The organism is Solibacillus faecavium (assembly GCF_014836905.1).
In the GTDB taxonomy this organism is placed as follows: domain Bacteria; phylum Bacillota; class Bacilli; order Bacillales_A; family Planococcaceae; genus Solibacillus; species Solibacillus faecavium.
In genome coordinates this window covers 286,682-299,844 of sequence record NZ_JACSPZ010000003.1, presented here as the reverse complement: position 1 = coordinate 299,844, position 13,163 = coordinate 286,682, and the positions used below count along the sequence as shown (strand labels likewise).

The 13,163-nt window shown below is 38.3% G+C and carries 15 protein-coding genes; 5 read left to right on the top strand and 10 right to left on the bottom strand.

Going from position 1 to position 13,163, the window contains the following annotated elements; translation table 11 throughout:
• Positions 1–63 precede the first annotated feature (63 nt).
• The 4 genes from H9635_RS08470 to H9635_RS08455 form a co-directional block, all read right to left on the bottom strand.
• Positions 64–1,314 carry a cytochrome P450 gene (locus tag H9635_RS08470; RefSeq protein WP_191699748.1) on the bottom strand — a complete coding sequence of 417 codons (1,251 nt, stop codon included), beginning with the start codon at positions 1,312–1,314 and terminating at the stop codon, positions 64–66.
• A 194-nt stretch (positions 1,315–1,508) separates the two neighbouring features.
• The gene (locus H9635_RS08465) at positions 1,509–2,198 is read right to left on the bottom strand and encodes an isochorismatase family protein (RefSeq protein WP_191699747.1); all 690 of its coding nucleotides are present in this window, start codon (positions 2,196–2,198) and stop codon (positions 1,509–1,511) included.
• Between the two features lie 40 nt (positions 2,199–2,238).
• Complete coding sequence (dhbC, locus tag H9635_RS08460) at positions 2,239–3,441, bottom strand: isochorismate synthase DhbC (protein ID WP_191699746.1); 1,203 nt, start codon at positions 3,439–3,441, stop codon at positions 2,239–2,241.
• A 47-nt stretch (positions 3,442–3,488) separates the two neighbouring features.
• Positions 3,489–4,277: a 2,3-dihydro-2,3-dihydroxybenzoate dehydrogenase gene (locus tag H9635_RS08455; RefSeq protein ID WP_191699745.1), complete on the bottom strand. Its 789-nt coding sequence runs from the start codon at positions 4,275–4,277 to the stop codon at positions 3,489–3,491.
• A gap of 458 nt (positions 4,278–4,735) precedes the next feature.
• On the opposite strand from H9635_RS08455, the gene H9635_RS08450 reads away from it, so the two are divergent.
• Positions 4,736–5,527, top strand: coding sequence for a nucleotidyltransferase (locus H9635_RS08450; protein WP_191699744.1), 792 nt, complete (start codon positions 4,736–4,738; stop codon positions 5,525–5,527).
• Between the two features lie 90 nt (positions 5,528–5,617).
• On the opposite strand, the gene H9635_RS08445 is transcribed toward H9635_RS08450, so the two are convergent.
• Both H9635_RS08445 and H9635_RS08440 read right to left on the bottom strand, forming a co-directional pair.
• Positions 5,618–5,848 (bottom strand): cAMP-binding protein, encoded by a 231-nt coding sequence (locus H9635_RS08445; RefSeq protein WP_191699743.1) that lies wholly within the window; start codon positions 5,846–5,848, stop codon positions 5,618–5,620.
• Positions 5,849–5,957: 109 nt separating this feature from the next.
• Positions 5,958–6,695: an SDR family NAD(P)-dependent oxidoreductase gene (locus H9635_RS08440; protein WP_191699742.1), complete on the bottom strand. Its 738-nt coding sequence runs from the start codon at positions 6,693–6,695 to the stop codon at positions 5,958–5,960.
• Between the two features lie 332 nt (positions 6,696–7,027).
• Between H9635_RS08440 and H9635_RS08435 the strand changes: the two genes are divergently transcribed.
• From H9635_RS08435 to H9635_RS08420, 4 genes are all read left to right on the top strand, one after another.
• Positions 7,028–7,942, top strand: coding sequence for a ferrochelatase (locus H9635_RS08435; protein ID WP_191699741.1), 915 nt, complete (start codon positions 7,028–7,030; stop codon positions 7,940–7,942).
• Between the two features lie 374 nt (positions 7,943–8,316).
• Positions 8,317–8,769: a HEAT repeat domain-containing protein gene (locus H9635_RS08430; protein WP_191699740.1), complete on the top strand. Its 453-nt coding sequence runs from the start codon at positions 8,317–8,319 to the stop codon at positions 8,767–8,769.
• Positions 8,770–8,890: 121 nt separating this feature from the next.
• Positions 8,891–9,271 carry a PH domain-containing protein gene (locus tag H9635_RS08425; RefSeq protein ID WP_191699739.1) on the top strand — a complete coding sequence of 127 codons (381 nt, stop codon included), beginning with the start codon at positions 8,891–8,893 and terminating at the stop codon, positions 9,269–9,271.
• Between the two features lie 327 nt (positions 9,272–9,598).
• On the top strand, positions 9,599–9,874 hold the full coding sequence (locus H9635_RS08420) for a CC/Se motif family (seleno)protein (RefSeq protein ID WP_191699738.1): 276 nt from the start codon (positions 9,599–9,601) through the stop codon (positions 9,872–9,874).
• A gap of 47 nt (positions 9,875–9,921) precedes the next feature.
• On the opposite strand, the gene H9635_RS08415 is transcribed toward H9635_RS08420, so the two are convergent.
• From H9635_RS08415 to H9635_RS08400, 4 genes are all read right to left on the bottom strand, one after another.
• Complete coding sequence (locus H9635_RS08415) at positions 9,922–10,104, bottom strand: hypothetical protein (RefSeq protein ID WP_191699898.1); 183 nt, start codon at positions 10,102–10,104, stop codon at positions 9,922–9,924.
• 140 nt (positions 10,105–10,244) lie between these two features.
• Complete coding sequence (locus H9635_RS08410; RefSeq protein WP_191699737.1) at positions 10,245–10,553, bottom strand: excinuclease; 309 nt, start codon at positions 10,551–10,553, stop codon at positions 10,245–10,247.
• A gap of 144 nt (positions 10,554–10,697) precedes the next feature.
• Positions 10,698–11,867: an endonuclease gene (locus tag H9635_RS08405; RefSeq protein WP_191699736.1), complete on the bottom strand. Its 1,170-nt coding sequence runs from the start codon at positions 11,865–11,867 to the stop codon at positions 10,698–10,700.
• A gap of 274 nt (positions 11,868–12,141) precedes the next feature.
• The gene (locus H9635_RS08400) at positions 12,142–13,002 is read right to left on the bottom strand and encodes an NERD domain-containing protein (RefSeq protein ID WP_191699735.1); all 861 of its coding nucleotides are present in this window, start codon (positions 13,000–13,002) and stop codon (positions 12,142–12,144) included.
• Positions 13,003–13,163 lie beyond the last annotated feature (161 nt).

The following is a 13,163-nucleotide window of genomic DNA, read 5'->3' as shown; positions in this document are numbered from 1 at the left end:
TTAGTGTTTCATTAAATAAGCCTGTAACCATTTTTAAACGGTTACAGGCTATTGTTATTCATTTTACAGTCGTTGGACATTTTTAATGATGAAGTTACTTTTAGGGAGACTTGGAATGCTTACTTTACTGTAGCTTAAATCCTGCTCCGGAATATCATACGTCATATGATTGACTAAAAAGTCGAGACTCACTTTCATCACTTCTATTGTCACCCATTCTCCTGCACAGCGGTGCCCCAAATTGTAATCGCCGCCACCTTGTGGAATAAAGCTGAACGGACTGCCATCCCAGTTTTCAAAACGGCTCGGTTGAAACTCTTCAGGATTTCCCCAAATATTAATATCATGATTCGTGCCATAAAGATCCAATAAGGTTAATGTCCCTTTTTCAAACGTATAATCTTTCCAAGTAAAATCTTCTTTTACTTCTGCAGCGGCAAAGGGGAAGAATGGATAAAAGCGGCGCACTTCCTGAACAAACATTTGTGCAATCTGCCCATCACCTGTTTTCAACTTCTCACTCTCTTCGGGATAATGGTGGACGGCCAACGCCGAAAAGTTAATATAGACCGAAATCGCTACAATCGGTCGTAAAATATTGATTACTTCTACTGAAGCAATTTTTGTATCAAGCAGTTTCCCTTCTAAATCGCGGTGCCAGGCAAATGTATATAATGCGGTGCCTTCTTCTGGATGCAGTTTGCCGCCGCGTACTTGATCAATAATTTCACCCATCCATTTTTCAACTTGATTACGTGCATGTCTACCTGCCCAGTGCGCAGGACCGATTGCCGTTGCTGATTCGAACATTGCTCTTAAATCGTTAGCTAGCTTTTTCATTTCATTTTCTTCCACTGGTACACCTGCCCATTCACAGGCAGTACGGCACATGATTTCCAGTGACTCTTCATAAAGGACAATCTCGTCCATCTGCTGCCACTTTTCCAAGGCCATTTCCCACTGTTTAGCGGTAATTTTATTCAATATTTCAAGCCGCTCACGGGACATAATCGACATAAACATTTCTTTGCGGTGTTTATGAGCATCCCCGTCCAGTGACTGTACACCATCTTTACCGAATAATGTTTCTGCTACACGGTTTGGTGCAACGCCTTCTCTTTTGAATTTGCTATTGTCATAAAAAACGTCCGCTGCTTCCTTTCCGCCCATACAGATTGCTTTTTTTCCGAGTAATCGTGTTTCAAAAACGTCTGAATGGAAGCTTTGGCGTCTATTCAATATATACAAATAACCTTCTCTTAGAAGACTGAGGCTATGGTCGATTCCCTCTTCCTTAGGTACTGAATTTGTCATATCATTCATCTCCTTTTTCTATAAATAACATTGTTGATAACCATTTCCCTATTTATTCTTTTAAAAAACTTACCTTTAATTAAAACGTTCCGTTCATAAAATAAACGTTTACCTCCTCTTCCAATAAGTTTAGAAATTAAAAACCAGGCAGTGAAAAACAAATTGTTTTTCACCACCTGGCTATTCGCCTCAGCTTACAAAGCGGAGTTGTTTGATACTTGTACGAGCTCCTCTTTGGAAGACGGTTCACTGTTTAATTGCTCAATAATCTGAGCTGTAGAAAAGACCGCGCCACAGCGTTGTGCTACGTATTTAATTGCCATTTCATGCTCCTCTAATGTGAAATCAGCGACCGCATCTGCAATGAAAAATGGCTGTATGTCTGTCATGAAAGCCTCTCCAGCTGTCATAAGACACCCAATATGAGCATAAACACCGCATATAATTAACTGGTCGCGTCCTTGTTCATTCATAAACTCTAATAAATTCGTTTTCTTAAATGCACTGTAGCGCCATTTTTTCAATACGATATCATCTGCTGTCGGTGCTAAGTCATCAATCACTTTTGTAATATTCGGGTCGTCTTTAAGGCCTGGTCCCCAGAAGTCCGTCAGCAATGCACGGTCCTCGGCTTTTTGATTGCCAGATTGAGCCGTATATACAACGGGAATGCCCAGCTCATCGCATCTTTTTCTAATTGCCTGTATGTTGGCGACTAATTCACGAATTAATGATGCATCTTGCTTGTAGTAATCAATAAAGTATTGCTGCATGTCATGAATTAATAGAACAGATCTGTTCGAATCCGCTTCCCATGGTACTTTGTTTTTCGGTAAATTACTTTCTTTCGGCATTTCATATGATGAGATAGCTGGAATAGCCATCGAATCACTCCTTTTATATGTTTTTAGTTGATTCGTTCAATTAAATATCTTTAAACTGCTCCGTATTAACACCCATTGCGCGAAGCATCGTTTGGAATTTGGCACCTGTTTCGGCTAATTCCTCTTCAGGCTTCGACTCGCCGACAACGCCTGCACCTGCAAATAATCGCAATGACTGCCCATTTGCCTCTGCGCATCGAATTGTTACAACCCATTCCCCGTCTCCATCAGCATCACACCAGCCAACCATACCAGTAAAGAAGCCACGATCAAACGGTTCAATTTCCGAGATTGCCTGTCTCGCCTTTTCTGTAGGAGCACCACAAACGGCTGGTGTCGGTTGTAGAGCGACCGCTAAATCAAGCGATGACACTTCTGCGTCTAGCAGTTCTCCTTTAATGACAGTCGACAGATGCCACATTGTTTCAGTAGTGACCAATGAAGGCTTTTCTGGGACTTCCATATTTTTTAGAAATGGACGCAAGGCATTCGCTACAGTCTCCACAACTACCGCATGCTCATGCAGGTCCTTTGGAGAGGAAAGTAACTCTTCTGCGCGTCTTTGATCTTCTATAGGATCTTTACTTCTTGGTCTTGAACCTGCCAATGGATTCGCAATCGCCTGCATCCCCTGTCTTAAAACGAGTAGTTCTGGACTAGCGCCGATTAGTGTTTTCACTTGCTCCTCGAACTCAATATTTGTTGCAAACGTATAACCACGTTTATTTTGATAGGCGAGATTCCGTAAAAGCTGTGGAATATTAACAGACTCCGTTAAGCTTAGTTCCAATGAACGTGAAATGACGATTTTGTCCAGCTCACCGCTACGGATTCTCTTAATCCCTTGTGCTACCCCTTCCATGTATTGTTCAGGGGCTGGAACAGAGATTAGCTTATCGACAGCAATTGGAGTGGAACTAACCTGTCCTCTTTCCTCATGTTGATATGAAGGTGCAAAATGAACAGAGTTAGGAATATGCAAACAAGCCTTTTTATAGGAATCAAACGGAACTGCTCCCGTCACGATTGGATGTGGGTGCCCTTGCTCTTTTGCTTTTTTGAGTGTTGAGGCTACTTTTTTAGGCAAACTAACAAGTTGATTTTCACAGTCCTCTTCAGAAGGGACTTGTAGGAATACGCCTTTGCCTAAAATCGTTCGTTTCGGTGTCTCGATAAAAAAGTCACCAACTCGATAATCATCTAGAAGTTCCTGTTCCAATACTGCTTTTTGTTTCGTTACCATAATTACCTCTCCTTTTTGTTTACCTATTCAGAATTCAAAGAGCAGTCTTAACTCGCCCCTAAAGTTGCTCCTCCATCTACGACTAGATTACTCATTGTGATATGGCTAGATTGATCAGATAGGAAAAATAAAATAGCACTGACAATGTTTTGTGGCTGTGCAATCTTTTTCAGCGGAATCCCTACTTTAAAACTGTCAGGCATACCTTTAATCATCATTTCAGCTCCATTATCATCCGTCCAAAGAGAGCGCTGCATGTCCGTATCAGTTGAGCCTGGAGAGACAATATTACAGCGAATGCCATGTTCTGCAAGCTCTAAACCTAGACACTTTGTAAACATAACGGTTGCTGCCTTTGATGCCGCATAGGCTGCCATCGAGATTCTCGGCACACTGGCAGCATTTGAGCCGACTGTTACGATAGCCCCTTTTTTCCTTGGAATCATGTAACGACTTACCGCTCTTGAAACATTAAAAACGCCTGTCGTATTAATCGAAAATGTTCTCGCCCAATCCTGGTCACTAAATGTTTGAATAGGACCGCTAGACAGTACTCCTGCCACATTTACGAGCATTTCAATCGGCCCTATTTCATTTTCTACTTGTTCAACAATTGCATCGATTGCCTTACTTTCCCCTACATTTGCAGGAAAAGCGAATACGTCAAAGCCTTGTTCCTTTAAACGGTTAACTTGGAGATTTAATTGTTCCTCGTTATAATCTACAACTGCCACTTTTACACCTTGTGTAGCCAAACTCTCGACAAGGGTTCTACCAATTCCTTGGGCTCCCCCTGTGACAAGTGCAACTTTTCCTTTCAATTCTTGAAAATTCAAATCATAACTCTTCCTTTCTCATTTGAAGCTATATGTAAAAAATGATTGATTGTATTATCAACCATCAATCAATAATGATAATCATTATCAATTGATATACTAGCAATGATAGCGATAACTTCCAACACCGTCAAGAACCTTATTATTTTCACTAGTAAAGACCTAAAAATAAATTTAATGGCAATTTTAACAAGAAAATTTATCCTTTTTTAAAAATTTATAAGGACAATGGGTTTTCAAAAAACCATTAAAAGGAAATAACATGAATCGGGCTAACTGTTTCCTACAGTATTTAAATTTACACATCCGGCAAAATTATTCAGATAGCGAAAACTAAAAATATAAATGCCCGAAAACCTTATGTATTAAGGGTTTCAAGCATTGTGATAAAATAATGTGAAACAATTTATGTAATATTATCGTAGATTAAAAGTATTAAGGATCATGGAGGTGACAAATTGAGAAATTTATCTTCGTTTATTATGTTTTTAGGAATTTTAGTTGTCGCCTTTAGCGGGAATTGGATCATTCTTAATTATGATCAGGTATCAATCTATCCGAAAGCTTCCATTATTGCATTCGGGATTGGGTTAGCTCTTGTCGTTTGTGCTTTTATAGTAAGTAAATTATCTACTTACCATGACGGTGAACAGGTATTTCAAAAGGATTACCGGGATACTTTAAATAAATGGCTTCATGCTAATGGTACATCGAATAAATGGTTTACAGGTATAATACTTATTCCATTAGTAATTGCAGCGTTTTATAGCTTGGATTTGCTTTTCGGGCTGCTTAAGCTGTATTTATTTCTAGGCATCGTACTAGCGGGTTTTGTTTATTTATTGAAAGAAGATAGACTTGAAGAAGTTAATTTACAATTTAAAGGGAAAACAAAGAAACTGTTGGATTTAATTGATTATCGTAGGCATCCGTTTAACATTTCACTTATTATTTACATCCTTGTCATTATAAGCTTTGTATGGAGCAAAGCGTGGGACGTTCCGTTTTATATGGAAACAGGAGGTAATGTGCGCTATGTTACTTCACTTCCAATGATTTCATTTTTAATGTCTACCTTAATGGTAATCAGTACTTTTATTTATATTATTCATAATGGCGATCTGTTTGGTTTCCGGAAAAGTGCGCTAAGTACTGAAAAGGTCATGTTCGTCCATTTTGCAGAAATCTTTTGCGGGGTTACACTGATTATGCTTATTTTCACAGTGATCAATGCTCTATATTTCTTATAGTCAAATGACCGCCACAATATTTGTGACGGTCGCTTTTTTTGATTTGTGTATTAGCAACTTTGGGAACTGGCATAATATCGTTATACCTGATTATCTCGGTGCATTTCGCCCTAAAATTGCCGAAGTATTTTCTGCATGCTGGTTATTTAATCTTGTCGGTGTACTATCTACTTCGTCATGAGCCTTTACAGTATCTATAGGAATGATATCTGTTGTTTGTACTTCCGTTGCTTGTACAAGTAATGCTTCACTGTCATGTTGTGAAAAGCCAAGCACTTCTTCTATTTGCTGTATTGTCTTTTGTTTTTCATTTCCCTTCATTTTTTCACACCTCCTCTTTTTAGGATGTGTGATGGTTTAATCATTATGTAAACAATATAAAGACGCTTTTCCTTTTTTTGAAGAAAAGCGCCTTTATATTGTCTTATTGCTATTCTTCATAAATCATTTTCTTCGTCATTCCGCCATCAATTGTTAAATTCGTTCCAGTTATAAAATTGTTGTCCGGGTTTGCTAAATAAAGGCATGCACGCGCAATGTCATCCGGTTTGCCGACGCGTTTTGAAAGATGTTGTAAATGGTCAGATGGTCTTAGTGCATCGTAGTCTCCTGTTTCAATCCAGCCTGGAGAGATGCTGTTTACCGTTATATTTAATTCACTAAAGGAGCTTGCCAATGCATGTGTTAGTGCAACAATCCCACCTTTAGATGCTGCGTAACTTTCAGAATGTGGTTCAGACATCTCAGCACGCGTCGAAGCCATATTAATAATCGCCCCGCCATTTTTCATTAATTTTGCCGCCTCACGCGAACATAAAAAGACGCTGCGTAGGTTCGTATGGATGATGTCTTCCCAGTCATCCAATGATAATTCTAGCGGTGAAACCCATTTGCCTTTCCCTGCGTTGTTGATCAAAATATGAATTCCGCCAAACCGGTTTGCTGCCATTTCCATCGTTTGACGAACATTTTCTTCACTGCGTACATCCGTTTCTATAAAGATCGCAGTGTAGCCCTCTTTTTGGAGTTCTCCTGCTAGTTGTACACCTAAGTCATGCGCAATATCCGCAATAACGACATTTGCCCCGGCTTTTGCAAAATGAATCGCAATCGAGCGACCGATTCCCTGTGCTGCCCCTGTAATGACGACGGTTTTATTTTCAAACATTTGTATTCCTCCTTTACAAAATATCTATTAAGAGTGTAACTGAAATGAGTTGGAATTTCGTGCAGAAAGACATACAGCCTTAAAAATGGTTGAATGAATAATAAAATCTACAAGATATTAATCAGGCTTATAAGTACCGTGACCGATTGATTAGGTTGAAAAGAGGGAAACTGTATTACGCTGGACTTCCCCTCTGTGTGTTATATATAGAAATGTTCGATATGGAGGCAGTTATTTCGCTAAAGTGTGTGGAAAACTAGTATTTACGCTGAATCGGAAGTGCCTGATGAAAGTCAGTTCATAAAATTAGATTGATAAAAGGAGATGTTTTGATGATTGCAGTAATTTATTATGCTTATGGTGCACCAAAGTCCATTGATGATGTGGAGCCTTACTTCAGCCATATTTTAAATGGCAAAAACGTACCGAGACCGATGTTGGAAAATATCATCGGGATGTTTAAAAAGCCGAGCTTTCCTGATTTCATTCGTTCTTCTACTCAACGTATTGCAAAAGGAATTCAAACGATTTTAAGTGACCGATTAGATGAAGAAATTAGGGTCTATACCGCTTATAAGCATACAGCGCCATTTGTTGAAGATGCATATGAACAAGCTGTGGAAGCAGGAGCAAAAACGATTGTTACGTTATCGGTAAACCCTGTTGCATCTGAAAGCGGCGGTGGTGCAGTTCATACTGAAGTTGCGGCATGGGCAAAGGACAGTGATATCCACCACATTGCGATTGACGATTTTCATTTGGATGAAGGCATTGTCGGGCTGTATGCAGATCGTGTAGCCCGCGCTTTTGACTGGTTATCACGGGATGCCCAAAAATCTGCTTATGTCCTGTTTACGGTGCATAGTCAGCCGGTGGACGAAGAGCGCAATACCCCTTATGTGCGGGAATTTGAGGAACTGGCCGCTGCCATTGCGAAAAAGGCAAGTATTGAACGTTTCGAGACAGTATATCGCTCAGGTAAACCGGCAGGCTGGCTTGGACCGGATGTGAAAGATGCAATGAGGTCTCTACATGGTGATGGTGCACAAGGCTTTGTTACATGTGAGTTGCTAAGCGTATGCGCTGATGTGGAATCATTTGGTGAAATTAATGCTGAATGCCAAGCGGTTGCAGAAGAATTAAATGTCGACTTTGCGACTTCTGAATTTTTAGGTGATAGCTTTGATACGGTCATGGCGCTTGCTAAATTGGTAGAGACACGAATTCAGGCTCGTGTGACTAATTAATATATTGGATTGAATATTATTTTTGATGCCCTTCCCCTTTTATTATTGGGGAGGGGTTTATTTTTAGTCTCGAGAGGGATTTTTATTAGAACATTTCGTGAGGATATTAGAAGAGTTACGCAGGATATTTGAACATTGGCGGTCTTTATTAGCAGATCTCGAGCACTTATTTGAATAACTTAAACTTATATTAGAAAATCGGATTTTTATTAGAAAAATTGCACATGATATTAGAACAATTAAAGGCTTTATTTGAAAGTCAAATTAGAGTACCTCGTCCGGCAATCCATTGCAACAGGTAAATACTTCACTTTCATGCTATAATGGGTTAAGTAGATCATTGCTAGTAAGGCATTGACAAAGGAGATAAAATAATGAGTCAACAAAAACAAGAATCAGCACCACAATTACCTGAAAATTTCAGTGAGCTAAAGAAAGCTGTCAACAGAACAGCTGACTGGGAAGAACGTTTAAATGCGGTACAGGAATTGGCGAAATATAAAACAGACGAAACAATTAAGGTCCTTAAATATGTAGCAAAAGCGGATTTAGTAACAAAAGTTCGTGAAGCAGCAGCTCGTCACTTGAAGAAAATGGGTCAAGAAGTAGAAACTGCTGAAACACCTAAAGGCGATTTATTTAGAGATCTTCGCAAAATTTTCAAGCGTATTAAGAAAAGCTTACCTGCAGACCACACATACGAGGACTTCAAGGTAAAATTAGAAAAAATGCGTAGCGATATTTACAACACATATGAAGGCGAAAAAGGTGCACAATTTGACGCTTGGCTGAAGGATATGTGGGAGACGACATCAACTAAGAAATAAGTCTATTTGGGAGAACACGGGGTTATTTTCGTGTTCTTTTTTGTTTACATAAATGTACGAGTATAGCTTGGAAGAATTTTGTGAAAAATATTATGAACTATAGAAAGATGAGGTGAGCATATTGGGTATTTTTGACGGTTTAATGGGTAATGCAAGTGAATTGAAGGCGGAAGATGTTCAAAAGGATATGCATGAAATTATCACGAGTGGAGAAACGGTAAAGCATGCCTTTAAAGTAATAAGAGATACATTTATATTTACGAATAAAAGATTGATACTCGTTGATAAACAAGGTATGACTGGTAAGAAAACAGAGTATTTATCGATTCCGTATAAAAGTATTACTAACTTTTCTATCGAAACAGCGGGTACATTCGATTTGGATGCTGAGCTGAAAATTTGGATTTCAGGTAATAGTATTCCGATTGAAAAGAAGTTCAATAAAGCAACGAACATTTATGCGGTTCAACGAGTTTTGGCTGAGAATATTTTGGCATTGTAAATCTAGATTTAGGTAACGGACTATTCGTGTAGTTCGTTTTTTTTGTGTGTTTCTCGGGGGTGGTCTTGATTGGCGGGGCCAGCGGATATTAGAAGTTTTATTGTTATTTTAGAACATCGCGATGCTTTATTTGAACTTCTGAAACAGATATTCGAAAATCGAGCACTTATTTTAGAAGATCGATTAAAGTTATTAGAAGACCCCACCTTTATTAGAACATTTCAGATATTATTAGAAGTTTGACCGGACATATTAGAACTTTTTCATGACGATATTTTAAAATATGATGTATATTCATTTTAAAAGGGATGAAAGCGAGGGATTATAATGTACATAGAGCTCGATGAGAATACGAAAAACTGTATTCAATTAAAAGGTAAGCCTGTGTCCATAAAAATGATTCAAGTGAATGCATGCTGTGCTCCCCCTGTTCAGGAATGCATGACTCATTTCGGGAAGCCGAAAGATTTACATAACTATAAGGAATTTAAAATAGACAATTCAGCAATTTATGTTGAAAAGCATCTTTTACGTAATGAAAAAATGATATTGAAACTTACGGGTATTGGTATTTTCAAAACGATTACGGCGAGGTTAAGTTAACCTTAGCTATCGGGATTTTCCTTTTAGCTAAGGTTTTAGAAAGACTACTATTCATCCTTTTCAATAACTATATACGCTTGTCCTGAAATTATGCTATCTCCCATAGTGCTTGCAGATATATGTTTTACTTTCCAGCCGTCTTCCAAGTATTTATTTACTTCAGTCAACCCATCGTCTTCCTTTGCACCGATTGTTCGCATGTTACTTTTAACCCATATTACTTTCTCCATTATGCTTCACTCCTAGTGATAAACTTAGTTTTAAAAGTAATTCGCTTTTGTTTTATTAAATCCTCTCTTACGTTAGCTTGAATCCCATTCCATAAAAAAACTAGGAAATGGAGAAACTAATCTCACACTTCCTAGATAAATTATCCTTCAATATAATTTGCTTCCATTCCGCGCGCTACTTCCATTGTTTTTTCCATAACGGCTGGATGTGAAATTGCTACATAAATTTCACCTTCGAAAAATCGGAACGGTATTTCCACTCCTTCAATTTGCCACATGAAAAAGTGACCGTTAATCTTCATATTTACGCCATCCTGAGTAACACTATAGAAATCTCTGTACTCGAAATCGGATTTTGCTGCAAAGAAGCTTTGGCACTCCTCTAATTTGAGGGTCGGATTGCCTTCTGCATCATGGCGTGTAATTTTATATCGTGTGTTCATTTTCATAAAAAAACTCCTTTAATGTCTATCTATCGTTTCATTATAATCGGTAGAAATTGTTAAGGCAAAAGACAGTGCTTATCTACAAATTGTCTTCCTAAATAAAAATACTCCCCTTAGCAGGAGAGTACATTCTTTATAATAAATTTATTATTCCCAAATTGCTGATGCCCACTCGGGATGATCGATAAATGGATTGCGGTTGTGCTGGTAGTCCGTATAGATAATTTCATTTCTTGTGCGTTCGAACTGATCAACTGGATCCTCTTTATGCCATTGAAGCAATACAGAAAGTTTTCCATGGTAAGGAGCTGAGCCATTGTTTACACGGTTATTTAATTCCAAATCCAGCTCTCCGCTGTCCCCTTCATAACGAACCGCCATATAAAACAGCATACGGGCAACGTCTCCCTTTACACTATCTCTCGGCTCCCAGGAATCGGAGTCATAATAATTTCCTCTTGCTTCCGAATGCTCATTGCCCCCGTTATCAAAATCGAGATTACTTCTCGAACTGTTGACGCTCGCATCGGTTGGTCGTAAATGATGCAAGTCTGTCCCTGCCCCCATTGATGTCCCAAAGCCACCGTGTGATTTTGCCCAAACATGTTCCCTGTTCCAGTCATTCGCATTGCCGCCGTTTGTCAATTTGCTTTGTGAGCGTCCTGTATAAAGAAGTATGACATTATTCGGATTGTTCGGGTCTTCATCCGTTTCGCGAAGTGCAGTCCAAACATTTGAATAAGAAATTTCTGTATGATCATCAATAATATTGTGCAAAGCTGTTTTTAACGCTTCTCCTGTTTTCCCGTAAGCCGCATCATAATAGCTATTAGATGGAGGATTTGGTGTTGGTCCAGGATTTACAGTGCCCCCCTCCTGTACTGTAAAGGCAGTACCGTCTTTTAATCCCGGATGTGAGAAGTAGGCCGACATTGTCCCTGTAATTTTCAAAGATTTCCCCATTAGCGAAGAATTCGATTTTAATCCATATGAGGAACGGAAAGATGTTGGGATCTGTACATAAATCATTTTTGCCGTGTTCGTTTCTGTCGCACTTTCTGCTAAAGCTAGTGCATAGTCATTTGGAAAATTGCTTTTAAGCACTGTCGTTGTGGATGTAGGTTGTCCCACTACATACCCTTGAACTGTTTTTGTGGAGCTGTTTTGATTGCTAATTGCCTGAGAAACAGAATACGGCGAAGACCACGATCCGTCCCCAGTAGCTGCATTTGTTACTGTAGATTGAAGAGGCTGAATTAAAATGAAAACAATAAGTACCCAAGAAAACAGTAAACGTGTGTTTCGATTTTTAACCATTTTTCTCCTCCTAGAATGTCAATTTAAGTTAAATAGCAAAAGCTAACTAACTTATCAATATGTTATCATATTATTATTAATATTCTGTTAAATATTTATGGAAAATGGTTAAATTATTAAATTAGTTGTTAAGAAAATGATAGTTAATATAGGCATGCCTTTATGAAGGGGGCTTGATAATCCATTAAAAAACTAGCAAATGAAAAATTCGGAAAGACGAATTATTTTTCACTCGCTAGAATTGTTTATAGTATATTATTTGATGATTCTCGAATTAGAGGTGACTCCTATTTAAATTGAAATCGTGGTTCCTCGTATACCTGCACTTCGGAAAGCCATTACAACCATAAAATGATCCATGCTTACCATTTCGCAATACTAAATTACTGCCGCATTTTGGACAAGTGTCAACTGAAGTACTACTAGCTGGCTCCATAACAACTCGATCTATAGTAATCGGCTCGGTTTTCACCGCATTCACTTTTTTCTTTTTAGAATTTACAATCTCCTTCACATGCTCCAAGTGTTGTTTTTTAATTTCATTCTTTTGCTGCTTTGTTTTTGGAATTAGGGCATTTAGGAGCTTCGAAATTCGTATCAGTTGCTCGGCTGAAATTTCCTGTGTTTTATATTGTTCAATGGTGCGTTTTAAATGTTTTGTTTGAATTACGTGTGCTGTTTGAAAGGGCTCTTTAAATTTGAATGTTGCAGCATCCGAAAAAACTATAATTGAATGTACCGGCACATCCATATTTAAATGGTGCTGTAACGCTTTTAGATGTGTGTTATTTTGCATCACCGGATTATAAAACCGTGATCTCTTTTTATAAATTGTTTGAGTCCAGTTCCTTTGGGTCTCACCGCCAAAAATCCAGCCCTTATAATTTTTAGTTTCGATTACAAACAGACCGTAAGCCGACAGTAAAACATGATCGACCTGTGTCATTTCACCATCCTTCTTCGGTATATATAGGTCATTGAATATCATAGCTTCCTCACCTAAACTTTCAAGCAATTTGCTAACCCTCCGCTCTCCAACAACCCCTTTCGGTTGTATTAAATAAGCTATAAAAACAATAAAAGCCACAAAAGACAAACTAATTATTATGTAAAATAATAAACCGATAACTAACATACCATTCCCCCGTAAAATTAACCCTATGTTATTAGATACCCATCCTATTCTACCTTATTTTTAACAAATAATGTAAATTTTATCGACCTGACTTTTATTATTGTTTAATCAAGTACTACCGCTTAAAGCTCCAAAAATAAAACCGGTTCGTACTTTTTGTA

Excerpts from the sequence above, each read along its gene's own strand:
- H9635_RS08470 (WP_191699748.1), bottom strand. The coding sequence starts at position 1,314 with ATGACAAATTCAGTACCTAAGGAAGAGGGAATCGACCATAGCCTCAGT.
- H9635_RS08465 (WP_191699747.1), bottom strand. The coding sequence starts at position 2,198 with ATGGCTATTCCAGCTATCTCATCATATGAAATGCCGAAAGAAAGTAAT.
- dhbC (WP_191699746.1), bottom strand. The coding sequence starts at position 3,441 with ATGGTAACGAAACAAAAAGCAGTATTGGAACAGGAACTTCTAGATGAT.
- H9635_RS08445 (WP_191699743.1), bottom strand. The coding sequence starts at position 5,848 with ATGAAGGGAAATGAAAAACAAAAGACAATACAGCAAATAGAAGAAGTG.
- H9635_RS08440 (WP_191699742.1), bottom strand. The coding sequence starts at position 6,695 with ATGTTTGAAAATAAAACCGTCGTCATTACAGGGGCAGCACAGGGAATC.
- H9635_RS08435 (WP_191699741.1), top strand. The coding sequence starts at position 7,028 with ATGATTGCAGTAATTTATTATGCTTATGGTGCACCAAAGTCCATTGAT.
- H9635_RS08430 (WP_191699740.1), top strand. The coding sequence starts at position 8,317 with ATGAGTCAACAAAAACAAGAATCAGCACCACAATTACCTGAAAATTTC.
- H9635_RS08420 (WP_191699738.1), top strand. The coding sequence starts at position 9,599 with ATGTACATAGAGCTCGATGAGAATACGAAAAACTGTATTCAATTAAAA.
- H9635_RS08415 (WP_191699898.1), bottom strand. The coding sequence starts at position 10,104 with ATGGAGAAAGTAATATGGGTTAAAAGTAACATGCGAACAATCGGTGCA.
- H9635_RS08410 (WP_191699737.1), bottom strand. The coding sequence starts at position 10,553 with ATGAAAATGAACACACGATATAAAATTACACGCCATGATGCAGAAGGC.
- H9635_RS08405 (WP_191699736.1), bottom strand. The coding sequence starts at position 11,867 with ATGGTTAAAAATCGAAACACACGTTTACTGTTTTCTTGGGTACTTATT.
- H9635_RS08400 (WP_191699735.1), bottom strand. The coding sequence starts at position 13,002 with ATGTTAGTTATCGGTTTATTATTTTACATAATAATTAGTTTGTCTTTT.